The sequence below is a fragment of the Comamonas brasiliensis genome (genome assembly GCF_018292285.1).
Lineage (GTDB): Bacteria > Pseudomonadota > Gammaproteobacteria > Burkholderiales > Burkholderiaceae_C > Comamonas > Comamonas brasiliensis.
Map to the genome: position 1 here is coordinate 434,109 of NZ_JAANES010000002.1, position 24,304 is coordinate 458,412.

21 protein-coding genes are annotated in these 24,304 nt (G+C 63.0%); all 21 read right to left on the reverse strand.

The features are described 5' to 3' along the window. Positions 1–4 precede the first annotated feature (4 nt). Positions 5–1,183: a phospho-N-acetylmuramoyl-pentapeptide-transferase gene (mraY, locus tag DJFAAGMI_RS10400; RefSeq protein WP_211457083.1), complete on the reverse strand. Its 1,179-nt coding sequence runs from the start codon at positions 1,181–1,183 to the stop codon at positions 5–7. Beyond that, the gene (locus DJFAAGMI_RS10405; RefSeq protein WP_211457084.1) at positions 1,174–2,601 is read right to left on the reverse strand and encodes a UDP-N-acetylmuramoyl-tripeptide--D-alanyl-D-alanine ligase; all 1,428 of its coding nucleotides are present in this window, start codon (positions 2,599–2,601) and stop codon (positions 1,174–1,176) included. The genes mraY and DJFAAGMI_RS10405 overlap by 10 nt, the downstream gene beginning before the upstream one ends. Then, complete coding sequence (locus tag DJFAAGMI_RS10410; protein WP_211457085.1) at positions 2,598–4,103, reverse strand: UDP-N-acetylmuramoyl-L-alanyl-D-glutamate--2,6-diaminopimelate ligase; 1,506 nt, start codon at positions 4,101–4,103, stop codon at positions 2,598–2,600. The genes DJFAAGMI_RS10405 and DJFAAGMI_RS10410 overlap by 4 nt, the downstream gene beginning before the upstream one ends. After that, positions 4,100–5,848, reverse strand: coding sequence for a peptidoglycan D,D-transpeptidase FtsI family protein (locus DJFAAGMI_RS10415; RefSeq protein ID WP_043006065.1), 1,749 nt, complete (start codon positions 5,846–5,848; stop codon positions 4,100–4,102). Before DJFAAGMI_RS10415 ends, DJFAAGMI_RS10410 begins: the two co-directional genes overlap by 4 nt. After that, the gene (ftsL, locus tag DJFAAGMI_RS10420) at positions 5,845–6,126 is read right to left on the reverse strand and encodes a cell division protein FtsL (protein WP_211457086.1); all 282 of its coding nucleotides are present in this window, start codon (positions 6,124–6,126) and stop codon (positions 5,845–5,847) included. Before ftsL ends, DJFAAGMI_RS10415 begins: the two co-directional genes overlap by 4 nt. 43 nt (positions 6,127–6,169) lie before the next feature. Then, a complete protein-coding gene (gene rsmH / locus DJFAAGMI_RS10425) occupies positions 6,170–7,099 on the reverse strand; it encodes a 16S rRNA (cytosine(1402)-N(4))-methyltransferase RsmH (RefSeq protein WP_211457087.1) in 930 nt (309 codons plus the stop codon). Positions 7,100–7,108: 9 nt separating this feature from the next. Further along, complete coding sequence (gene mraZ / locus DJFAAGMI_RS10430; RefSeq protein ID WP_003051254.1) at positions 7,109–7,537, reverse strand: division/cell wall cluster transcriptional repressor MraZ; 429 nt, start codon at positions 7,535–7,537, stop codon at positions 7,109–7,111. Positions 7,538–7,892: 355 nt separating this feature from the next. Further along, positions 7,893–9,212, reverse strand: coding sequence for an ATP-dependent protease ATPase subunit HslU (gene hslU / locus DJFAAGMI_RS10435; protein WP_211457088.1), 1,320 nt, complete (start codon positions 9,210–9,212; stop codon positions 7,893–7,895). 76 nt (positions 9,213–9,288) lie between these two features. Beyond that, positions 9,289–9,834 carry an ATP-dependent protease subunit HslV gene (hslV, locus tag DJFAAGMI_RS10440; protein ID WP_003051248.1) on the reverse strand — a complete coding sequence of 182 codons (546 nt, stop codon included), beginning with the start codon at positions 9,832–9,834 and terminating at the stop codon, positions 9,289–9,291. Positions 9,835–9,934: 100 nt separating this feature from the next. Continuing rightward, on the reverse strand, positions 9,935–11,662 hold the full coding sequence (locus DJFAAGMI_RS10445; protein WP_211457089.1) for an STAS domain-containing protein: 1,728 nt from the start codon (positions 11,660–11,662) through the stop codon (positions 9,935–9,937). 46 nt (positions 11,663–11,708) lie between these two features. After that, on the reverse strand, positions 11,709–12,452 hold the full coding sequence (gene dksA, locus DJFAAGMI_RS10450; protein WP_211457090.1) for an RNA polymerase-binding protein DksA: 744 nt from the start codon (positions 12,450–12,452) through the stop codon (positions 11,709–11,711). A 254-nt stretch (positions 12,453–12,706) separates the two neighbouring features. Next, complete coding sequence (locus DJFAAGMI_RS10455; RefSeq protein WP_211457091.1) at positions 12,707–13,828, reverse strand: CobW family GTP-binding protein; 1,122 nt, start codon at positions 13,826–13,828, stop codon at positions 12,707–12,709. A gap of 212 nt (positions 13,829–14,040) precedes the next feature. Beyond that, positions 14,041–15,087 (reverse strand): tyrosine recombinase XerC, encoded by a 1,047-nt coding sequence (locus DJFAAGMI_RS10460; RefSeq protein ID WP_211457092.1) that lies wholly within the window; start codon positions 15,085–15,087, stop codon positions 14,041–14,043. 24 nt (positions 15,088–15,111) lie between these two features. Continuing rightward, entirely contained in the window at positions 15,112–15,825 is a 714-nt protein-coding gene (locus tag DJFAAGMI_RS10465; protein ID WP_003051227.1) for a DUF484 family protein, read from the reverse strand. Then, complete coding sequence (gene dapF, locus DJFAAGMI_RS10470; RefSeq protein ID WP_211457093.1) at positions 15,822–16,700, reverse strand: diaminopimelate epimerase; 879 nt, start codon at positions 16,698–16,700, stop codon at positions 15,822–15,824. The genes DJFAAGMI_RS10465 and dapF overlap by 4 nt, the downstream gene beginning before the upstream one ends. Positions 16,701–16,750: 50 nt before the next feature. Further along, entirely contained in the window at positions 16,751–17,317 is a 567-nt protein-coding gene (locus DJFAAGMI_RS10475; RefSeq protein WP_211457094.1) for a MarR family winged helix-turn-helix transcriptional regulator, read from the reverse strand. A 96-nt stretch (positions 17,318–17,413) separates the two neighbouring features. Then, positions 17,414–19,177: an acyl-CoA dehydrogenase family protein gene (locus DJFAAGMI_RS10480; RefSeq protein ID WP_211457095.1), complete on the reverse strand. Its 1,764-nt coding sequence runs from the start codon at positions 19,175–19,177 to the stop codon at positions 17,414–17,416. Positions 19,178–19,345: 168 nt separating this feature from the next. After that, positions 19,346–20,353, reverse strand: coding sequence for a Bug family tripartite tricarboxylate transporter substrate binding protein (locus DJFAAGMI_RS10485; RefSeq protein ID WP_211457096.1), 1,008 nt, complete (start codon positions 20,351–20,353; stop codon positions 19,346–19,348). An 89-nt stretch (positions 20,354–20,442) separates the two neighbouring features. After that, on the reverse strand, positions 20,443–21,450 hold the full coding sequence (locus tag DJFAAGMI_RS10490; protein ID WP_211457097.1) for a Bug family tripartite tricarboxylate transporter substrate binding protein: 1,008 nt from the start codon (positions 21,448–21,450) through the stop codon (positions 20,443–20,445). A 96-nt stretch (positions 21,451–21,546) separates the two neighbouring features. Continuing rightward, positions 21,547–22,314, reverse strand: a complete 768-nt coding sequence (locus tag DJFAAGMI_RS10495) for an SDR family NAD(P)-dependent oxidoreductase (RefSeq protein WP_211457098.1) — start codon at positions 22,312–22,314, stop codon at positions 21,547–21,549. Positions 22,315–22,374: 60 nt separating this feature from the next. Continuing rightward, positions 22,375–24,279, reverse strand: coding sequence for a feruloyl-CoA synthase (locus DJFAAGMI_RS10500; RefSeq protein ID WP_211457099.1), 1,905 nt, complete (start codon positions 24,277–24,279; stop codon positions 22,375–22,377). Positions 24,280–24,304 lie beyond the last annotated feature (25 nt).

A 24,304-nucleotide genomic window follows, 5' to 3' on the forward strand; every position in this document is an offset into this window, starting at 1 on the left:
GCGACTACCTCAGCTTCAGGGTGGACAGGCCCAGCAGGCACAGCAGCATGGTGATGATCCAGAAGCGGATCACGACCTGGGTCTCCTTCCAGCCGCTCTTTTCAAAGTGGTGGTGCAGCGGCGCCATCTTCAGCAGACGACGGCCCTCGCCATAGCGTTTCTTGGTGTACTTGAAGTAAGTCACCTGCAGCATCACCGAGATGGCTTCTGCCACAAAGATGCCGCCCATCACGGCCAGCACGATTTCCTGGCGCACGATCACGGCAATCGTACCGAGAGCAGCGCCCAGCGCCAGCGCGCCCACGTCGCCCATGAAGACCTGGGCGGGGTGTGCGTTGAACCAGAGAAAAGCCAGACCGGCGCCCGCCATGGCGCCGCAGAACACCATCAGCTCGCCCGTGCCGGGGATGCTGGGAAACAGCAGATAGCGCGCATAGGTGGCGTTGCCGGTCACATAGGCAAAGATGCCCAGGGCCGTGCCGACCATGATGACGGGCATGATGGCCAGGCCATCGAGGCCGTCGGTCAGATTCACGGCATTGCTGGCGCCCACGATGACCAGATAGGTCATGACGATGAAGCCCAGCACGCCCAGCGGGTAGCTGACTTCCTTGAAGAAGGGCACCATCAAGCCGGCCTTGGGCGGCAGGTCCATGGAAAAGCCCGACTGCACCCAGGAGATGAACAGGCCGAAAACCTCGGCGTTGTTGTTCTCGGAAATGCAGAACACCAGATACAGCGCAGCCAGCAGGCCGATGACGGATTGCCAGAAATACTTCTCGCCCGAGCGCATGCCCTCGGGGTCCTTGTTGACGACCTTGCGCCAGTCGTCCACCCAGCCAATCGCACCAAAGCCCAGCGTGACCAGCAGCACGATCCAGACAAAGCGGTTGGACAGGTCAAACCACAGCAGGGTGGAGACGGCAATCGAGAACAGAATCAGCACGCCGCCCATGGTGGGCGTGCCGCTTTTGACCAGATGGGTCTCCATGCCGTAGCCGCGCACGGGCTGACCGATCTTGAGTGCGGTCAGCATGCGAATCGCCTTGGGGCCGACGATCAGGCCGATCAGCAAGGCGGTGACGGCGGCCAGCACGGCACGCAGCGTCAGGTATTGAAAGACGCGCAGAAAGCCGAAATCCGGCGAAAGCCCTTGCAGCCATTGAGCCAGCATCAGCAGCATGCGGCCTCCCCGCAGTTGCCCTGCTTGTTGTCTGCGCAGGCTTCAATGCTCTGCACCACTTGCTCCATCTTCATGAACCGCGAACCCTTGACCAAAACGCTACCTACCTTGGGTAAAACTGCGCACACCGCCTGCTGAAGGGCGGCCATGCTATCAAAATGCCTAGCGCCACTGCCGAAGGCAGAGGCCGCAAACGCGCTTTGCTCGCCCAGAGCAAAGAAATGGGCAATACCTGCCTGCTGCGCCAGCGCGCCGGCCTCGGCATGGAACTGCGGGCCGTTGTCGCCGACCTCGCCCATATCGCCCAGCACCAGCAACTGCGGCGCAGGCAGCTCGGCGAGCACCGCAATGGCCGCGGCCACGGAGTCGGGATTGGCGTTATAGGTGTCGTCCACCACGGTCACGCTGCGGCCCGCGAGTTGCACGGCCAGCGCGCGCGAACGGCCGGTCACGGGCTCGAAGCCGGACAGTCCCTTCGCAATGGCCGCCAGAGACACACCTGCGGCATGGGCACAGGCAGCCGCGGCCAGTGCGTTGCGCACGTTGTGGCGGCCGGCAATATGCAGCTGCACGGCTGCCACGCCTTGCGGCGTGTGCAGTGCAAAGCTCCAGGCGCCGTCGGCCCAGACCACATCACTGGCAAAAACCTGGGCACCGGCAGCGGCCTCGCCAAACATCAGGCAGGGGCGGCCGACAGCCAGCTGCGTCCACAGCGGGGTGTACGTATCGCCGGCGGGGAAGACGGCCACGCCGTCCCGGGGCAGAAAGCCCAGCACCGAGCCGTTTTCACGCGCCACGGCTTCCACCGTGCCCATGAACTCCTGGTGTTCGCGCTGGGCGTTGTTGACCAGGGCCACCGTGGGCTGGCCGATGGCGGCCAGCTCGGCGATCTCGCCGGGATGGTTCATGCCCATCTCCAGCACCGCAATACGATGCGCGCCCGTCATGCGCAGCAGGTTCAGCGGCATGCCGATGGAGTTGTTGAAATTGCCGCGCGTGGCCAGCGCCGCCTCGCCCTGCGCGCCCACATGCGCGCGCAGGATGGAGGCAATCATCTGCGTGACGGTGGTCTTGCCATTGCTGCCGGTCACGGCAATCAGCGGCAGATCGAACTGCGCACGCCAGGCCCGCGCCAGCGCACCCAGCGCCAGCAGGGTGTCCGGAACTTCGATGCCGGCCATGCCTGCGGCCTCCAGTCCGTGGCTGGCAACAGCAGCCACGGCACCTGCGGCCTGCGCCTGGGACAGAAAATCATGGGCGTCAAAACGCTCGCCCTTCAGTGCCACGAACAAGTCCCCGTCCTGCAGCGTGCGCGTATCGGTGTGCACGCGTGCCAGCTCCAGCTGGCCGTTGCCGACCAGGCGGACTTGGGGGATATGCGTCTGGATCAGCTCCAGCGCTTTTGCCAGGGTCATCATGACCGAATCTTTCCTTCGCGGGCTGCGAGCGCCTTGTGCGCCTCAGCCATGTCGGAGAACGGATGGCGCACGCCCTTCGTCTCCTGATAGTCCTCATGTCCCTTGCCGGCAATCAGCACCACATCGCGCGCATCGGCACGGGCAATGGCTTGGGCAATGGCCGCCGCGCGGTCGGCCTGAACATGCAATGTCTCTCCCGCCTGCATGCCGGCCAGAATCTGGTCGATGATGCTTTCGGGCACTTCACTGCGCGGGTTGTCGCTGGTGACGAAAACGCCGTCGGCATTCGCCTGGGCGGCCTGCCCCATCAACGGGCGCTTGCTGTTGTCCCTGTCACCGCCGCAGCCGAACACGCACCACAGCTTGCCCTGGCGCTGCCGGGCGGCGGGCTGCAGGGCGCGCAAGGCTTTCTCCAGCGCATCCGGGGTATGGGCATAGTCCACGGCCACCAGAGGCTGGCCGGGCTTGACGATCTGCTGCATGCGACCGGGCACGGGCTCCAGATGGGCACAGGCAGCCACAGCCTCTTCCAGCGTCAGGCCCAGGCAACGCAGAGCGGCCAGTACCCCCAGCAGGTTGGAGACGTTGTACTGACCGACCAGACGCGTATTCATGCGCAGGCTGTGACCGGCTTCCAGCACGGTAAAGCTCAGGCCCTCGTCGCCCAGACCGATGTCCTTGGCCTGCAGGCGTGCCGGCCCCTGGATGGAGACACTCCACACATCCATTGCGCGACCCTGCAGCCTGGCCCAGAGCCTGGCGCCGTGTGTGTCATCGATATTGACCACGGCCGCCGGCAGGCCGGGCCAGTCGAACAGCTGGGCCTTGGCCTGCCAGTAGGCATCCATGCTGCCGTGGTAGTCCAGGTGGTCCTGCGTGAAATTGGTGAACAGAGCCACGCGAATCTTGCTGCCGTCCAGGCGGTGCTCGACGATGCCGATGGACGAAGCCTCGATGGCGCAGGCCGCGAGGCCCTGGTCGGCGTAGCTGCGGAACACGCGCTGCAGCAGCACCGGATCCGGCGTGGTCATGCCCGTCGACTCCAGTGCAGGCGGCACGCCCACACCCAGGGTGCCGACCAACGCGCAACCGGTGCGGGTGTTCAACGTCACTTTCGAGAGCGCATGCGCCAGCCACCAGGCGGTGGTGGTCTTGCCATTGGTGCCGGTCACGGCCAGCACGTCGAGCTCGCCACTGGGATGCGCAAACCATTGGTCGGCAATCAGCCCGGTCGCAGCTTTCAGGCCCTTGAGCGCGGCAATGTGGTCGCCACTCAGATCAAAGGCCTGCAGGCCATCGGCCTCCACCAGCACGGCAGCGGCGCCCTGGGCCAGAGCCTGGTCCACATAGGCCCGGCCATCGGTGGCCGCACCGGGCCAGGCGACAAAGGCATCGCCGGCCTTGACCTTGCGGCTATCGGTCTGCAGTTCACCCTGCACGCGGCTGCGCAGCCAGGCGACGGCCTCGGCTGCATTGTTCAGGATTTGAATGGGGGTGCTCATAGCACAGGCTCCTCAGCGGGTGCAGCCACGATCTGAGGCTTGACTTCCTTGTCGGGCTGAACGCCCATGAAACGCAATGTCTGCTGGACCACGTCCGCAAACACGGGACCGGCCACCGTGCCGCCGTAGTAGGAACCGGCCGTAGGCTCGTCCACCATCACGGCCACGATGATGCGCGGCTTGTCGATGGGGGCGATGCCCGTGAACCAGGCACGGTACTTGCCCGCGGCATAGCTCTTGCCCACCTGCTTGCGGGCCGTGCCCGATTTGCCGCCGATGGTGTAGCCCTCGGCCTGGGCCTTCTGGCCGGTACCGCCAGGGCCTGCGGCCATGCGCAGCATGTGCAGCACCGCCTCGGCGTTTTCCTTGGAGATCACGCGCACGCCCACAGGAGGCTCGGTCGTTTTCAGAATCGTCGAGGGAATGACATTGCCCTCGTTGGAGAACACGGTATAGGAGCGCGCCATCTGGAACAGCGAGGCCGACAGGCCGTAGCCATAGGACATGGTGGCCTGCTCGATGGGCTTCCAGGTCTTCCAGGCACGCAGACGACCCGAGACCGCGCCCGGGAACTGAATCTGCGGCTTCTGGCCAAAGCCCAGGGCGCTGAAGTACTCCCACATTTCCTGGGGCGACAGCCTTTGCGCGACCTTGGTCGCCCCCACGTTGCTGGACTTCTGGATCACGCCCTCCACCGTCAGCGCGCCGTAGTTGTGCGTGTCGGTGATGGTGGATCCCGTCACCGTGTAGCGGCCGGGCGAGGTATCGATGATGGTGGACGGCTTGACGCGCTTGAGCTCCAGTGCCGTGGCAATGGTGATGGGCTTCATGGTCGAGCCGGGCTCGAAGGTGTCGGTCAGCGCGCGATTGCGCAGCTGCTCGCCCGTCAGGTTCTTGCGATGGCCGGGGTCATAGCTGGGATAGTTCGCCAGGGCCAGCAGCTCGCCGGTATGTGCGTCCATCACCACCACGCTGCCGGCCTTGGCTTTTTGCGACTCCACCTGCTGCTTGAGCTTCTGGTAGGCGTAGTACTGAACCTTGCTGTCGATGGACAGCTGAATGTCCTGACCGTCCTGAGGCGGCACTTCCTCGCCCACGCCTTCGACCACACGGCCCAGGCGGTCCTTGATCACGCGACGCGAACCGGGCCGTCCCGCCAGTTCCTTGTCAAAGGCCAGCTCCATGCCTTCCTGACCATGGTCTTCCACATTGGTGAAGCCCACGATATGCGCCGCCGACTCGCCTTCGGGATACTGGCGCTTGTATTCCTTGCGGTTGTAGATGCCCTTGATATTGAGCGCCACGATCTTCTGGCCCACGTCCCAGTCCAGCTGGCGTTTGACCCAGACAAAGGTCTTGTCCTCGACATCCAGCTTCTCCATCAGGGAGCGCAGCGGCATGTCCATGAGACGCGCCACCTCCTTGAGCTTTTGCTGCACGTCGGGATCCTTCAGATCCACGTCTTCCGGAATGGCCCAGATGCTGGCCGCCGGCACGCTGGAGGCAAGGATCAGTCCGTTGCGATCCAGCAAACGGCCACGGTTGGCCGGCAGCTCCAGGGTACGCGCAAAGCGCACCAGACCCTGGCGCTTGAAAAAGTCGTTGCCGAACACCTGCACATAGGCGGCACGCGCGCCCAGGCCCACAAAGCCCAGCGCCAGCGCCGCCACGATGAACTTGCTGCGCCACAGCGGCGTCTTGGAGGCCAGCAGTGGACTGGTGGTGTAGAGCACGCTGCGTGTCATCGCACCGCTCCCGCTGCAGACTCCTGCACATACTGGGTGATCGCGGGCGAAGCGGGCTTCATCTGGAGCTTTTCGCGCGCCATGGTCTCGATGCGCTGGGGCGTGGCCTGAGCACGCTTTTCCACCTGCAGCCGCAGCTGGTCGGTCGCCAGACGACGCGCCTCTGCCTCGGCGCGGTCCAGCTCGGTGAACAGGCGACGCGACTCATACTGGGTATGCACCAGAAAAATGGCACTGGTCATGACCGCCAGCAGCAGCAGCAGGTTTATGCGCAGCATGGCAGCCCTCCCGCAGCCATGCTCGAGGCGGCATGGCGATGCATCATGCAGGCACCTCGGTGCGCTCGGCGACGCGCATCACGGCAGAGCGCGAGCGCGGATTGGCATCCACCTCGGCAGCGCTGGGCTTGATGCGCTCCAGCGCCTTCAGTCGCATCGGCGTGGGAGGCGCAAACGGCGCACGACGGTCGTAGACCTCCTTGGAGTGCTTGGCAATGAACTGCTTGACGATGCGATCTTCCAGCGAGTGGAAGCTGATAACAGCCAGGCGGCCGCCAGGCGCCAGCACGCGCAGACTGGCTTCTAGCGCTTGCTCAAGCTCCTGAAGCTCGGCATTGATGAAAATCCGAAGAGCCTGGAAGGTCCGTGTTGCCGGGTTCTGCCCAGCCTCGCGGGTCTTGACCGCGCCAGCCACGAGTTGGGCCAGCTCGGCAGTGGTGCGTAATGGGCCCTGGCTCTCGCGCCTAGCAACAATCGCCTTTGCAATGGGGCCAGCAAACCGTTCTTCGCCGTAGTCACGTATCACCTCCGCAATCTGCTGCACTTCCGCATCTTCAAGCCACTCGGCAACGCTTTGGCCACGCGTGGTGTCCATGCGCATGTCGAGGGGGCCGTCAAAGCGGAAGCTGAAGCCCCGGTCCGGGTTGTCGATCTGCGGCGAGCTCACGCCCAGGTCCATCAACACCCCTTGCACACTGCCTTCGGGCAGCTCGCCCAGATGGCGAAATCCTTCATGCCGAATCGAAAAACGCGCATCGGTGATGCGCGCCGCCTCAGCAATTGCGTCCGGGTCTTTGTCGAACGCAATCAAACGCCCATCCGGCCCCAGCCTTCGCAAAATGAGCCGGGAATGACCGCCCCGACCGAACGTCGCATCGACCCACTGGCCGGCAGGCGGCTCAGCGGCACCACCCAGCAGGGCGTCCACGGCCTCGTCCAGCAAGACGGTGATATGTTGCAACGGCTGATTCACAAGCACTTCCTACAAAACAAAATCCTGGAAAGCCGCCGGCATCGGTTGCTGGCGCGCTTCCGCTTCGCGCATTTCATAAGTGGCCTTGTCCCAGACCTCGAAATGCGCCCCCATGCCCAGCATCAAGACCTCTTTGGTCAGACCTGTGGCCTCACGCAACTCGGGCGAAATCAGCAGCCGACCGGTTGCATCCATCTCCGCATCCATGGCATTGCCCAGAAAAATCCGCTTCCACCACTGAGCCGTAATGGGCAGTTGCGCGACACGCTCGCGAAACTGCAGCCACTCGGGGCGCGGAAACAGCAACAGACAGCCATCGGGATGCTTGGTGAAAGTGACCTGACCCTCAGCCAAGGACAAAAGGGCGTCACGATGCCGGGTCGGCACTGAAAGCCGCCCCTTTCCATCGAGATTCAGCGAAGACGCCCCTTGAAACACGGCTGGTTACTCCGGTCATCTGGAGCCGCTCACTCCCCAAAAATGGGACGCGAGGGCAGCTTTCACCACTTAATTGCACTTTTTTGCACTGTAGCAGCAATTTCAGGTGATTCCAAACCCGAAGGAACAATTATTTGCAATGAAATCAAGCACTTAGAGAGAAAAAGAAAAGCCTCATTCCGAAAATACCTTTCCTTTACAAGCACTTAGCAAAGTCAATGCAAGTGGACTCTCATTAGGTGGCGTCAATTGCAACCATTCAATTCAATGGAAAGAACTGATTGAAGTCTCGACCTTCTCCTACAAATGCAAACTGCCCGCACAGGCGGGCAGCTGGTTTCAAGCGCTGCGTTCCTTACAGAATGAAGCGCGACAGATCCTCATCCTTGCTCAGCACCTGCAGGCGCTGATCGACATAGGCTGCATCGATGACCACGGTCTGACCCGAAAGCCTGGCCGCATCGAAGCTGACCTCGTCAAGCAGACGCTCCATCACAGTGGACAGACGCCGCGCACCGATGTTCTCGGTACTCTCGTTGACGTCAAAGGCAATCGTCGCCAGACGCGTGATGCCCTCGGGCTTGAACTCCAGGGTCACGCCTTCGGTCGCCAGCAGCGCCTGGTATTGCTTGACCAGGGAGGCGTGAGTCTGCATGAGAATCGCCTCGAAGTCCTGCACCGACAGAGATTCCAGTTCCACGCGAATGGGAAAGCGCCCCTGCAGCTCGGGAATCAGGTCGCTGGGCTTGGACAGATGGAAAGCGCCCGAAGCGATGAACAGAATGTGGTCTGTCTTGACCACACCGTACTTGGTCGAGACGCTGGTGCCCTCGACCAGCGGCAGCAGATCGCGCTGCACGCCCTGGCGCGAGACGTCGGAGCCGCTGGTTTCCTGACGCGTCGCCACCTTGTCGATTTCATCGATGAAGACAATGCCGTTCTGCTCGGCATTGGCAATGGCGCGGGTCTTGACGTCTTCCTCGTTGACCATCTTGGCCGCTTCCTCGTCGGTCAGCAGCTTCATGGCCTCGGCGATCTTGAGCTTGCGCGTCTTGCGCTTTTCCTGGCCCATGTGGCTGAACATGCCGCGCAGCTGCTCGGCCATCTCCTCCATGCCCTGGGGGCCCATGATCTGCACCTGGGGCATCTGCTCGGCGATGTCGATCTCGATTTCCTTGTCGTCGAGCTGACCTTCGCGCAGCTTCTTGCGGAAAACCTGGCGCGCCGTGTTGTCGGCCGGCACTTCGCCGGTGCGAGCCTGCGGGATCAGCACGTCGAGAATGCGTTCCTCGGCAGCGTCTTCGGCGCGGGCACGCATCTTCTTCATGTCCGACTCGCGCGTCTGCTTGACGGCGACCTCGGCCAGATCGCGGATGATGGCATCCACGTCCTTGCCCACATAGCCCACCTCGGTGAACTTGGTCGCCTCGACCTTGATGAAGGGGGCATCGGCGAGCTTTGCCAGGCGGCGGGCGATCTCCGTCTTGCCCACGCCCGTAGGGCCGATCATCAGAATGTTCTTGGGCGTGATTTCCTGGCGCAGGCCCTCGGGCACCTGCTGACGGCGCCAGCGATTGCGCAAGGCAATCGACACCGCGCGCTTGGCACCATGCTGGCCGACGATGTGCTTGTCCAGCTCGGAGACGATCTCCTGGGGAGTCATGGCAGAAGACATGTGAATTCTCAGTCAAATATGCCTCTAACGCCTATCAATAAAGCGCTAGCAGCTATCAATTTGGATAGACGAGTGCTTACAGCGTCTCGATCGTGTGATTCATATTGGTGTAGATGCACAGCTCGCCGGCAATCGCCAGGGATTTGCGCACCACATCCTCGGCCGACAGCTCGGTATTGTTCAGCAAGGCCTTGGCGGCGGAATGCGCATAGGCACCGCCGGAGCCGATGGCCACGATGCCCTGCTCGGGCTCAAGAACGTCGCCATTGCCGGTGATGATGAGCGAGGTCGTCGCATCGGCGACTGCCAGCATGGCTTCGAGCTTGCGCAGCACACGGTCGGTACGCCACTCCTTGGTCAGCTCGATCGCGGCGCGGGTCAGATTGCCCTGGTGTTTTTCCAGCTTGGCCTCGAAGCGCTCGAACAGCGTGAAGGCATCTGCGGTGGCCCCCGCAAAACCCGCCAGCACCTTGCCGTGATAGAGCTTGCGCACCTTGCGCGCCGTGCCCTTGATGACGATGTTGCCCAATGTGACCTGACCATCACCGCCGATGGCGACTTGCACGCCCTCGGGTGTCTGGCGGCGCACGCTCAAAATGGTGGTGCCGTGAAACTGTTCCATCTGCTGCAGATGGGGGCTGCCCGCGGCAACCTCAAGAGCGTCGGCAAAAAGAAATTGCAGGGCTCACAAGCACGGGGCACTGCAAAGCGGCCCAAGCCGACTAATCCCGCCTTGGAAGCACCTGGGCGTGCTCCTGAATGCCCACCACATTGAAGAACACCGCCAGCAGCTGATGCAGCTGACTGAACTGAAGCACATGACCCAGCTCCTGCATCTGAGCCGACCAGTTCAGCACCGAGCCGGCGGCCGCAAAGTCCATGCGCACCAGACGCGTACAGTCAATCGCGATAGCTTCGCCAAGCTTGGCCTTCTCCTGCACTTCGGCCAGCCAGGGCAATGCGTCGCCGTCTATCACGCCTTGCAGCGCAAAACGTGGCTTGTGCTCTTTCCACAGCATGCCGGGCTGAAGCGTATCCGGCCCCAGAAGCCGGCTGTCCTGGGCACGCGGGTTCTGCGCCTGCCCTTCGTTCGCATACGCGCACAGCGGATCTTCCCAGGACGGCGGCGACAACTCGTAGGTCACGCAGTAGTCGAGCGCCGTCAGCTCAAATTCGTCCTGCAGATGCATCAGGCGCTGCATGGCCAGACGCAAATACCACCAGTCCTGATCGACAGAGCGGTTGCCGGACGGGGTGTGCTTGCTGAGCACCGCCAGCAATCTCTCGTGACCGGCAAAAACCAGAGATCCTTTTTCGTCAGCCCAGCGCTGCGCCGCATCCAGCAGCGGTTTCTGGACGCCGGAGCCAAAGCCTTCCAGAGCGCTCCAGTCCATGACTGCACCGCCGACGCTGCGCGCCTTGTTGGCCAGCAAGGCCTTGAAGCCGGATTCATCCAGCTGCACCGGCGCCTGCCAGCGCAGGCCTGTCGACGCGGCAGCGGCATCCGACGGGGTTTCGCTGAGTCGGCCTGCCTGCTGCGGCATCACAAACCACTGCGGGGCCGAGCGACCGAAGCGCGCCACGAAGTCCATGGCCGCGTCTTCGAACCGGGCCTGCATGCCGGCCGCACGGTACATGTCCAGCAAGGCCAGCCAGACCTGCAGCTGCGCTGGCGTATCCTGGACGCGCTCGGCAATCAAGGCCTTGAGACAGGCCTCTGCCGCAGCGTTATCACCGCTGGCAAACACAATCGCGGCATCCTCCAGCGCGGCGTCGTGCTCGAAGCGCGCAAAGGATGGCGGCACCATATTGATATCGGTCGGGGCTGAAACCTCGGTCGTCGCAAACCCCGGCGAAAAATCCGTCTCGCCACGCAGACCGGGCATGCCCGCGGGATGGCCCTGCCCTCCCGACGGCGGCAGCTTGAGGTCGCTGGGCAACACATCCTGCAGCAAAGGCAGGGTGCTAATCGAAGGCGGCTGGGTTTTGAACACCGAAGGCATGGTGTTCCCCTCCTCGGGCAGCTGCAGCGGCATGGTCGCGGCATCGGCAGCCTGCTTGCCGCGCCACCATTGCTGGGCCATCTGCGCTTCGATCTCGTCGATCTTCTTGATCGTCTCCGCGCGCTCGCCGGGCACGGAGCTTTGGGCGGTATGCAAAAAAGAGGACGCCGCCAGCGGCGTGGGCGTATCGAGGGGTGCCCTGGCGCTCAGCGCCGCCTTGGACAACTGGGCCTGACGCAGCTTGCGCAGCTGCTCAAACTCGCGCTTGCGCACAAAGTCGTTCTGGCGCTTGCGCTCCAGCATTTCCTTGAGCGCCTGCTTGCTGTACTGGCTCTCTTCGCTGTCCTGGTTGAGATTCTCCAAATCGGACCAGTTCACGGTCGGGTGACGCACAAAACGCGCCACCTTGGACAGCAGCCCTCCCGATTTGTTTTCTTCTTTCACCATGGTCCTCTAGTTTGCTGCCTGCTGCCCCACCAACACCTGACGCAGATCAATCGCCGTACATCTTCTGCTTGAGCTCACGGCGCTGCTGGGCTTCCAGCGACAGTGTAGCCGTGGGACGCGCCAGCAGTCGACCGACGCCGATGGGCTCGCCGGTTTCATCGCAGTAGCCGTAGTCGCCGGCATCAATGCGGGCGATGGACTGGTCGATCTTCTTGAGCAGCTTGCGCTCGCGGTCGCGGGTGCGCAGCTCGAGAGCATGCTCTTCCTCGATGGTGGCGCGATCGGCGGGATCGGGCACCACCACGGTGTCTTCACGCAGGTTTTCTGCGGTTTCACCGGCGTTCACATGCATGTCGTTCTTGAGCGCGACCAGCTTGCGACGGAAGTACGCCAGCTGTGCGTCGTTCATGTAATCGTCATCGGACATGGCCAGCACTTCAGCATCGGTCAGCTCCTCTACCGACTTGGTCTTCCATGCGTTGGCCAGCTTGGGGTCTTTCTTGGGCACAGCTTGCTTTGTGTTGGTCATTGCTTTCGTATCTCTCATGGTTGCCGCTGCCTTGGCTACCGAAGCGGCCACGGGCGGAACATCTGTTTCAGGCTGCCGCGCAGGAGGCGATGCAGAACGCTTGGATCTGGACGATTTGGAAGAGTTTTCCGTTGCTGCAGGTGCCAGCACCGGGTTGTCCAACGCGGCGTCCACCAAAGAGGTCTCGACGCTGCGGGTGTGCACAGCCGCTGCCGCAGTCTTGACTGCAGCCTTGGGCGGTTTACTTTTCACAGCGGTCACGTCCTGTCTCCTTACAGTACAGAGCCCTTTCCGGGCCGGATTGCTCCAACACCCTCTTTAGGGGCGGCATTGTAGCCACGCAACTCACCCCTGCCCGTCTCCGTTGCACATACCCCACAATTTGCAACAATGCCTGCGCCTGTTTCGAGCAGTTTGCGAGAAATAACAGACAAAAAAAACGGCCTGCTTGGCAGGCCGTCAGTGATTGTCAGCAAACCGTTAGCTTTCGCCAAAACGGCAGGCAAACCCAGGGTTTACACCAGACATTGGTCCAGTCCCTGGCGCAGGATGTCCTGGGGCAGATCGATACCGATGAAGACCATTTTGCTTACACGCTTTTCGTCGGCTTCCCACTCCGGGCCCAGATCGCTGCCCATGAGCTGGTGCACGCCCTGGAAGATGACCTTGCGGCTGGTGCCCTTCATGTCAAGCACGCCCTTGTAGCGCAACATCTTGGGGCCGTAGATATTGACGATGGCGCCCAGAAAGTCTTCCAGCTTGGCAGGGTCGAACGCGCGATCGGCGCGGTAGACGAAGCTCTTCACATCATCGTCGTGGTGATGGTGGTGCGGGTGATTGCAGTGCTCGCCATGTTCGTGGTCATGGTGGTCGTGGCCGCAATGCTCGTCATGCTGGTGTCCATGGTCGTGATCGTGCTCACATTGGCCGTGGTCATGGTCGCAGGCACTGTGGTCATGATGATCGTGCTCGTGACCCTCTTCCTTGAGAAAGTCGGGGTCGATGTCCAGCTTGGCGTTCAGGTTGAAGCCACGCAGATCGAACACTTCGCTCAGGGGCACATCGCCAAAATGTACGGCGCGAATGGGTGCGCGTGGGTTCATGTGCTTGAGACGATGGATCAGAGCCTCTTTTTCCGCTTCCGTCACCAGATCGGTCTTGGACAGGAACATCTGGTCGGCAAAGCCCACCTGGCGGCGCGCTTCCTGACGATCGTCGAGCTGCTGGTTGGAATGCTTGGCATCCACCAGAGTGATGATGGAGTCGATCAGATAGGTCTCGGCGATCTCGTCATCCATGAAGAAGGTCTGGGCCACGGGACCGGGATCGGCCAGGCCGGTGGTCTCGATCACGATGCGGTCGAAGTCCACCAGTCCCTTGCGGCGCTTGGCGGCCAGCAGTTGCAAGGCCTCGCGCAGATCTTCACGGATGGTGCAGCAGATGCAGCCGTTGCTCATCTGCAGAATCTGTTCTTTCGACTCGGTCTTGAGAATATCGGTGTCGATGTTCTCCTCGCCGAATTCGTTCTCGATCACGGCAATCTTCATGCCGTGGGATTCGTGCAGCACGCGCTTGAGCAGCGTGGTCTTGCCCGAGCCCAGAAAGCCCGTGAGGATGGTGACTGGAATGAGAGCCATGCGTTGAAACCTCTTGCTGCGGCCAGCCGCCACATGCGGCTGTCCAAAAAACACCTGGGCGGCGCATCCCTATGCGCGCTCCGGTGATAACAGCTGGGGAGTGTAGCGGCGCTTTCAAGCGCGCATGGGCAGCAGGGGCGGCATATATTTTATTAAAAATACACCTCAAACGCTTACCCAATAAGCGCTTAAAGCTATCAAAAAAGGACTTCTCAGTCCTCTTCCTTGTCCTCGGGCTTGCGGCGTGCCCCGGGTTGCTCGGCTGCGCTGCTGCGCTGGGCACGCGGGTGGGCTTTTTCATAGGCCTGGGCCAGGTGCTGAAAATCCAGGCGCGTGTAGATCTGCGTGGTGGCGATGCTGGCGTGCCCGAGCAACTCCTGCACGGCACGCAGATCGCCACTGGACTGCAGCATATGACTGGCAAAGGAGTGGCGCAGCACATGCGGATGCACGCCGGAGGCCAGCCCCGCCCGCTGGCCGCGCAGCTTGAGCCGTGACCAGACCGACTGGCTGCCGAGCCGTTCACCTCGACGACCGATGAACAAGGCCGCCTCGTCCTGCGCCTTGAACTGTGCCGCCCCGGTCAGCGCGCTGCTGCGCAGCGCCAGCCAGCGCTGCAAGGCCTCGATCGCCATGCGCCCCACGGGCACGATGCGGCGCTTGCTGCCCTTGCCCTGCACATGGGCGTCGCCCGCTTCCAGGTCGATCCAGCCTCTGCCTTGCTGCAGGCTTTGCTGGTCCGGCCTCAGATCCAGCCCTACCAGCTCGGCCACACGCAGGCCGCAGCTGTAGAGCAGCTCGGTCATGGCGACGTCGCGTGCCTCCATCCACGGATCGGCCTCGGGGTTCTGAAAGCTGGCCAGTTGCACGGCGTCGTCCACGGCCAGTGCCTTGGGCAGGGGCTTGGCAGCCTTGGGGCCGCGCACCCCCTCCACGGGATTGAACGGCACCAGCTCCCGCTGGGCCGCCCAGCGGAAAAAGCTGCGCCAGCCCGAAAGAATCAGTGCGATGCCGCGTGCGCTGCGGCCGGCGCTATGCATTTGCGCAGCAAAGCGGCGGATATGCGCCGGCTGCAGCGCCAAGAGCTCCTGGTCTGCTGCCTGCGCCAAGCTCTGCAGCTTGATCAGGTCCAGTGCATACAGCGTATGCGTGCGATCGGCCAGGCGCTTTTGCACCCGCACATGCTCCAGATAGCTGTGGACAACTTCCGGCAGCTGCGCGTACCGCTCCTCAAAAGAGAGCTGCTCGCGCTCTTGCATCAACGCCTGCAACCTTTTGCAGCGTCAGCCGTGCGCCAGCGTCAGCGTCGGAGCACGCATGCGCGAGAGCGAGGCACTGGCCAGCTCGGAGATACGCGAGAGAAACTCCAGCCCCATGGTGGCATCGAAGCGCAGCGGATCGGGCGAACCCAGCACCAGCATGCCGAAGGCATTGGAAGTGCTGTCCATCGCGCCATCATGCAGAGTCAGCAGCGCGACCGACTGCACAGCGTTCGGATTAGGCAGCCAGGTCACGGGCTCGAAGCCCATATTGGGACCGCAAAACGGCATCGTGAGCGACGAGGCAAAGGCCTTGGCATCATCGCTCACTCCCATGGTGTAGACGGTACCGCTGTGCGCACCCGCCACATTCCACAGACGCAGCGCGACCTGGGGCACATCGAAGGTGTGCTGCAGGCTGGCGGTGAGCGCATGGGGCAGCTCGCGCAGGTCCTGCACCTTGACCAGGGCATGGGTCCACTGATGAATCTTGTTGGCGATGGAGGCGTTTTCGCTGCCATGGCGCACCATGTCCATGATGCGATGCTCCAGACCCTTGATCTTTTCGCGCAGCATCTCTGCCTGACGCTCCTGCAGGCTGACGGCACGCGGGCCGTGGCCGCTGATCAGGCGCACGCTCGTCAGCATTTCGGCATGGCGCTCGAAGAAGTCGGGATTTTCCTGGAGATAGTCGGCAATCGACTCTTCAGTCATGGCGGTGTCGGTCAAGCTGTTCATAAGGTATCAGGTATGTCGATCTGGCCTTCAAAAACAAATTCGGCTGGGCCTGTCATGCGCACGCGATCCTGCGCTGCGCCGGCCCATTCAATGGTCAGCAGACCGCCTCGGGTATGCACATCCACGCGCTGATCCAGCAGACCCCAGCCAATGCCTGCCACCACAGCGGCGCAGGCCCCTGTGCCGCATGCCAGGGTCTCGCCGGCACCGCGTTCATAGACGCGCAAATTGACTTCGCCGCGGTTGACGATCTGCATGAAGCCCGCGTTCACGCGCTGAGGGAAACGGGTATGGCTCTCGATCAGCGGTCCGTGGACCTCCAACGCAGCGGCATTCACGTCGTCCACCAGTTGCACCGCGTGCGGGTTGCCCATGGAAACAGGCGCTATCCAGACTGTAGCTGGCTGGACAGGCGTATCAAGCGTCAGCGGCCATTTTTGCGCTGAGCCCAAAGTTTCGGCCTGCAGACCCTCAGTCGAGAAAGGCACCTTGACCGGGTCCAGCTGGGGCGCCCCCATATCGACCGTGACGCGGCCATTGCCATGGATTTCGGGAGCGATGACGCCTGAGAGCGTCTGCACGCGGATCACGCTCTTGTCGGTCAGGCCCTTGTCATGCACATAGCGCGCAAAGCAGCGCGCGCCGTTACCGCATTGCTCGACCTCTCCCCCATCGGCGTTGTGGATGACATATTCAAAGTCCACGCCTTCCGAGGGCGCCGGGCGCACGGTCAGGATCTGGTCGGCGCCTACGCCAAAGTGACGGTTGGCCAGGTAGCGGTACTGGGCGGCACTCAGGCCCAGACGAGCCTGGGTCTCGTCGAGCACGACAAAGTCGTTGCCCGCGCCTTGCATCTTGGTAAAGCGAATCTGCATGATGCCGCACATTATCGCGCCGGGCGCAGGATCTGCGCCATGCCACGAGATCAGCGGTACAGCTTTTGCAACAACTCCATGAGCTGCGCCTGCTCGGTCGCACTCAGATGCGCGATGGAGCGAGCCTCACTGCTCTTGAGTTCGGGCTCGGCGGTGTCCACCAGTTCGCCCCCGGCGGCGGTCAGATACAGCCCTGTGGCGCGCCCGTCACGCGGATGTGGACGCCGTTCCAGAAAACCGCGTTTGCCCAGTGCATCAATCATGCCCACCATATTGGGCGGCAGCACGGCCAGTTGCTGGCAGAGCTGGCGCGAGGTGATGCCCGGATTGCTGCCCACCAGCGACAGCACGGAGAACTCGACGATCTTGAGGTCAAAGCGCTCCATGCAGCGCATGAAGACGCTCACCAGCGACAGCGAGGCACGCCTGGCGTTGTAGCCCAGCAGCGACTCCAGAAAGCTGGCATCAACCTGATCGACCGCAAAGACCTCGGCAGCGCTGCCGGAATCGTTCTCCGGGCCCGAACCGGCCGCCTCGGCCTCGGCCTCTCTGGAGCGAGAACTACGCGCAGGGCGCACAGGTTTGGATTCTGATTCGGCAGTCTTGTGAGCGAGCATTGGGGATGTCAACTTCGATGGCAAAAGAGCAATCCAGGAGCGCGATGAAAAGACTGCAATTGTGCCGGTCTTGCCTGCATCTTGCAGCCTTTTTGGTCAGTGAGCAGGGCTGAACAGCTGGTTGCCGTGTACGACGGAAGCCTGCGCCCACTGCGCCTTCATCAGACCCAGACGCCAGTCCATCTCGGGCAGGATGCGCTGCTGCACCTGCTTGCATGGACCTTGCCAGCGCTCGCCGTCGCTACCCTCGGTGGCCGCAATACGTGCCCAGGCCCAGCCCAGCAACACCACGGCCACACTGCGCAGATAGTCATCGGCCACGCGCCAGGCCAGGGTGTCATCCTCCTTGCAAGCCTGTGCCAGCACCGTGGTGAAGTAGCGCAGTTGGGCCAGGCAGCGCAGCACCTCCGCATCCAGCGCCCGGCCTGCATCCAGGCTTTTGCGCAGGCCCAGCAGCCATTGCCCCATGGCCTGGCCGCCATCGGGCAAAACCTTGCGCACCAGCAGGTCGATGGCCTGAATCTCGTTGGTGCCCTCGTAAATCATGGCCACGCGCGAATCGCGCACGATCTGCTCTATGCCCCACTCGCGGATGTAGCCATGACCGCCAAATACCTGCAGACAGGCGCTGGCCCCCTCGAAAGCCTGTTGGGTCCAGGCGGACTTGAGTATGGGCGTGATCAGGCTGCACCACTGCTGGGCCAGCTCGCGCTCACGGGCGCTTTCGGCATGTCGCGCCACATCGAGATAGATACCGGTCTGGTAGGCCAGCACGCGCCCGCCATCCACCCAGGCACGCTGCAGATCTAGCGTACGGCGAATAGCCGGATGCTCGATGATCAGATCCGCTGCATCATTCGGGCCACGCGAGTCCGGCACCGCCCCCGGTGCGCGCATCTGGCGGCGCTCCAGCGCATAGGCATGGGCCTTCTGCCATGCTGCATCCAGCAGACCTATGCCCTGCAGTGCCACATGCAGACGCGCGGCATTCATCATGACGAACATGGCGTTCAGCCCCGCGCCGGGCTGACCGATCAGCCACCCCTGAGCCGCCTCAAAACGCATCACGCAGGTGGGGCTGCCATGCAGGCCCATCTTCTCCTCGATGCGCTCGCAGACCACGCCGTTGCGCTCGCCACCCGGCAGCAGCTTAGGCACGAGAAACAGCGACAGGCCCCTGGGCCCGGCCGGAGCTCCGGGCAGACGCGCCAGCACCAGATGCACGATGTTCGCGCTCAGGTCATGCTCACCGCCGGAGATGAAAATCTTGCTGCCACTGATCTCGAAGCGCTCGCCCAGCTCAGATTCACCAGTCGGCACGGCCTGGGTGCGAACCTGTCCCAGATCGCTGCCCGCATGGGCCTCCGTCAGGCACATGGTAGCCAGCCATTCGCCGCTGGCTACCTTGGGCAGATAGGCACTCTTCAAGGCCTCGCTGCCATGGTGCTTGAGACACTCATAAGCGCCATGCAGCAAGCCCGGAGCCATGGTCCAGCCATGGTTGGCGGCACTCAGCCATTCATAGAGCACACCTTCCAGCACCCAGGGCAGCCCCTGACCACCGTCCTCCTCGGCACAGGCCAGCGCAGGCCAGCCCGCCTGCCAGAAGTCCTGATAGGCCGTCGCAAAACCGGGTGGCGTAGCGACTTGACCGCCCTCAAACCTAGCTCCGGTCTCGTCGCCAGAACGTGACAGCGGAGCCACCACCTCGCCCACCCATTTGCCGGCCTCTTCCAGTACCTGCTGCATCAGCGCCTGATCCGTTGCGGCATGCGCCGGCAAGCGCTGCAACTGCTCATCGGCCTTGAGTACATCAAAAAGAAGAAACGCGTTATCGGTGCTGAGGGGCAAATAGGACATACAAAACCGGCTGCGACGCAGCAAATGAAAATCTCTAAATAACGCCCCATACGCGCCGAGCGCGGCCCATGCCATAGATGCCAAGCAAGGGCCGCCCCGCCGCGAAGGCATCGTCCCCCTCCCGCGCAGCGAGAGAGGGGGAAGCCGCGAAGCGGCTCAGGGGGTGTATCAGGTATCCGCAGTAAAGCCGATCTGCTTGACCAGCGGCCCCCAACGCTCGAACTCCGCCTGCTGCGAACGGGCCATCTCCTCGGGCGTGGAGCTGGTGGCAATCAGGCCGACCACACCCACGCTTTCCTTGAGAGCCTCGCTCTTGAGTGCAGCCGTGATGGCCGTATGGGCGCGTGCACGCACATCGGCGGGCGTCTTGGCATTGGCATAGAAGCCAAACCATTCCTCAGCCGTCAGATCGGCAAAACCCTGCTCGGCAAACGTGGGCACATTGGGCAGATAGGGGTTGCGCTGCGGGCCACTGGTGGCCAGCACGCGCAGCTTGCCGGCCTTGTAGTAACTCAGGAAGTCACCGCTGGGGCCCATCACGGCAGCAATCTGGCCACCGGCCAGATCGGACACGGCAGGCGCCGTGCCACGATAAGGCACATGGCTGAGTTTGATGCCGGAACGCAGGCTGAGCAGGGAGCCGATCAGATGCGGCTGGGTGCCCGCACCGGGGCTGCCGAAGCTGGCCTTGTCAGGGTTGTTCTTGCACCAGGCCAGGAAGTCCTTGAGCGTCTTGACCTCGGCCGGCACGGCGGGGCCGACGGCCAGACCGTGGTGCATGATGGCTCCGATGGAGATCGGCTCGAAGTCCTTGGCCTGATAGGTCAGCTTGCTGTAGATATGCGGGTAGATGGAGAAGGCCGAGACCTGGGACAGCACGATGACCGAGCCATCGCCCACGGAGTTGCGCAGATTCTCCAGCGCGATGCGACCACCGGCACCGGGCTTGTTCTCCACCACGCCCATGTTCTTGGAGTAGCTGGTGCCGCCGATCTTTTCCGCCACGCGGCGGGCCACCGAGTCCCCGGCGCTGCCTGCGGGAAAGCCGTACAGGATACGCACCTGCTCCAGCGGGCCGCTGCCCTGGGCATAGGCGCTGCGGCCGGCGATGCCGCCGAATGCGGCCAGGGCGGCTCCAGCGCCCAGGCCTTTGACGAAATTGCGACGATCTTGCATGTTTGTCTCCTCTATTGTTCGATCACTATGTGCAGGCTTGAGCCCGTCTGAAAAATCCCGACCCGAATGCTATTCGATACTGGGGGCCCTCAGGAGTCCCCCGTGAAACCGATCTGTTTGACCAGGGGGCCCCAGCGCTCGAACTCGGCCTGCTGCGAACGGGCCATTTCCTCAGGCGTGGAGCTGGTGGCAATCAGGCCGACCACGCCCAGGCTTTCCTTGAGCGCATCGCTCTTGAGCGCTGTCGTGATGGCCATATGAGCGCGTGCACGCACATCGGCGGGCGTTTTGGCATTGGCATAGAAGCCAAACCATTCCTCAGCCGTCAGATCGGCAAAACCCTGCTCGGCAAACGTGGGCACATTGGGCAGATAGGGATTGCGCTGCGGCCCGCTGGTGGCCAGCACGCGCAGCTTGCCGGCCTTGTAATAGCTCAGATAGTCGCCGCAAGTGCCCATGATGGCTGCGATCTGGCCGCCCACAACGTCCGAGACGCCGGGAGCCATGCCGCGATAAGGCGCATGGCTGAGCTTGACGCCCGAGCGCAGGCTGAGCAAAGCCCCCAGCAGATGCGGCTGACTGCCGGCGCCGGGGCTGCCGAAGCTGGCCTTGTCGGGGTTGTTCTTGCACCAGGCCAGAAAATCCTTGAGCGTCTTGACCTCGGCCGGCACGGCGGGGCCGACCGCCAGGCCATGGTGCATGATGGCGCCGATGGAAATCGGCTCGAAATCCTTGGCCTGATAGGTCAGCTTGCTGTAGATATGCGGGTAGATGGAGAAGGCCGAGACCTGGGACAGCGCAATCACCGAGCCATCGCCCACGGAGTTGCGCAGGTTCTCAAGCGCGATGCGGCCACCGGCACCGGGCTTGTTTTCCACCACGCCCATATTTCTGGTGTAGCTGCTGCCGCCCATTTTTTCGGCCACACGGCGGGCCACCGAGTCACCAGCACTGCCTGCGGGAAAACCGTACAGAATGCGCACCTGCTCCAGCGGGCCGCTGCCCTGGGCATAGGCGCTGCGGCTGGCGAAGCCGCCGAATGCTGCCAGCGCTGCGCCAGCGCCCATACCTTTGACGAAATTGCGACGACCTTGCATGACTTGTCTCCTGCTTGAAATACGGACTCTTCGGTCCTGTGGAATCAATACACGTCTCGATAGCAAACAAACGGGCTGTCAGCAGCCCGCACTGCCTCAGCGCGGAGCCATGCGCAGCGCACCATCCAGGCGAATCACCTCGCCATTGAGATGATCGTTATGCACGATATGCACGGCCAGGTCGGCAAACTCCGAAGGCTTGCCCAGGCGCGAAGGGAAGGGAATGGACGCAGCCAGCGACTGCTGCACGGGCTCGGGCAATTCCTTCATCAACGGCGTGGCGAACAGGCCTGGCGCCACGGTACAGACACGAATGCCGTGCTGGGCCAGGTCACGCGCCATGGGCAGCGTCATGCCGACCAGTCCGCCCTTGGATGCGCTGTAGGCCTGCTGCCCCACCTGGCCGTCAAAGGCTGCCACCGAGGCGGTATAGAGAATCACGCCACGGGCGCCATCCTCCAGCGCCGCCAGCTTGGCGCAGCGTGCGGCAAACAGTCGCGTCATGTTGTAGCTGCCGATAAGGTTGACGCGAATCACGCGCTCAAAGTCTTCCAGCGGTGCGGGCTCGCCATCGCGGCCGATCACGCGCTTGGCCGTCCCGATGCCGGCCACATTCATGAGAATGCGCGCATCGCCACCCCATTGCTCGCGAACGGCATCCAGTGCAGCCGTCACGCTGGCCGCATCGCAGATATCGCACTCCAGCGCCAGTCCGCCGATCTCGGCGGCCACCGCCTTGGCCTTGTCGATCTGACGATCCAGCACGGCAACCCTGGCGCCTGCGGCAGCCAGCGCACGCGCCGTGGCTTCGCCCAGGCCCGAGGCCCCCCCGGTCACGATGGCAATCTGATCCTGAACTTGCATATCACTATCCTTTCAAAAGCTGCTTGCGCTTTCTGTTATCGGGCTCAAGCCGGTACGGGCTCAGAGATTCGGCTTCAGGATCAGGGCCAGTGTTTCGTCATACAGGCCGCTCACCACATCGGCACGGTGCTGGAGCACGGCACGCTGGTTGATGGAGCCCTTGTCCGTGACTTCGCCCAGGTCCAGCGATGGCGGCTTGATCGCCGCCACTGCACGCGCAATGCGGGTGGCGCTGCCGGTCGCCGTTTGCGCCAGCTGGTTCAGAACCGTCTGCAGATGCTGCTGCACCGGCTCGCTGTGCATGATCTGCTCCAGCGTCGCTCCCGCTGCCAGGCCGCTCAAGGCCGCACAGGCCGGGGTCCCGAAAACGATGGCACCGACCTCCTTGCGATCCAGGCCGGTCAGCACCACGTCCTGGATATAGGGCGCGCCTGCGTGAATGATCCTCGCGCGCAACGGCCCCACGTTGACGAATGTGCCCGTAGCCAGCTTGAAGTCTTCGGCAATGCGGCCATCGAAGCGCAGACCCTGGTCTCTATCCTGCGGGTCGCGCCACTGCACGGCGTCGCCGGTGCGGAAAAATCCGTCCTCGTCAAATGCCTCTGCCGTGGCTTCGGGCGCGCGCCAGTAGCCGGGCGTGACGTTCGGCCCGCGATAGCGGACCTCCAGCTTGCCATCCACGGGCGCCAGCTTGAGCTCCAGACCCGGCACCGGTACGCCCAGGTCTCCGGAGCGCACGTCGGGACGGTTGATGAACAGGGCCGATGGCGAGGACTCGGTCATACCCAGTCCTGTTCCCATCACGATGCGCTCGCCGCACTCGGCCTCCTGCGTGCGGTGCAGGCTATCCCAGACGGGCTGCGCCAGAGAGGCTCCGGCATAGAAGAACAGCTTGACGCGCTTGAGCAGGCTGCTGCGCAGCTGCGCATCGCTCTCCATGGCGCGGGCGATGTATTCAAAGCCGGTGGGTACGTTGAAGTAAACGGTAGGTGAGAGCTCGCGCAGATTGCGCAGCGTCTCGGCAATGCCCGTCGCCGTCGGCTTGCCTTCATCAATGTAGACCGTGCCGCCGTGGTAGAGCGCAAGGCCGATGTTCTTGTTGCCGCCAAAAGTGTGGTTCCAAGGCAGCCAGTCCACCAGCACGGGCGGGCCTTGGACCATATCGGGCATGGTCTGGGCAATCTGCTGCTGGTTGGCACACCACATTCCGTGGGTGTTGATGACGGCCTTGGGCAGCTTGGTCGATCCCGAGGTGAATAGAAACTTGGTAATGGTGTCGGGCCCGGTGGCCTGCATGGCAGCATCCACTGCAGCTGTGGGCTCGGTCGCCAGCAGGTCGGCAAACAAGGTGCAGCTCGGGGCCTCGACGGTGGGCTTGCGGTACACCACCTCACAGCCCTCGGGCAGCACGGCGCGTACCGCTTTGTCATAGCGCGCCGCATCGGCAGCAAAGATCAGGCCGGGCGTGAGCGTATCGACCACATGGCGCAACTTGGCGTAATCGGTGCTGACCAGGGAGTAGGCCGTGGAGACCGAGCAATAGGGCACGCCCGCATACAAGCAGCCCATGGCCAGCATGGCATGGTCCAGGTCGTTCTCGCTGAGGATGATGACGGGTCGCTCTGCCGAGAGTTTTCTGTCCGCCAGTGCCTGCGCAATGCCGCGTGCCGCAGCCAGCGTCTGGGCATAGCTGATGCGTTGCCAGTCTCCTGTGCTGCCGTCGGCCAATCGCTGCCGCTGGGCGATGAAGGTCTGCTGCGGCGTGGTCTGCGCCCAGTGCACCAGCCTGTCCGTCATACGCGCTGCATGCCCTGCCAGCTCCTGGTCGGAGCGCACGTAGAAAGTGCCGTCGCCCGCTTCCCTGACCCGGATGCTGCGCACACCGAACTCCAGCTCGCGGTAGCGGGGCCTGTCCCCCTCTGCCACCTGGCCCAGGGCCTGCATGGCTGTGTCTGTCTCCTGCATTGTCTTTGTCTCCACAGCGTTGTTT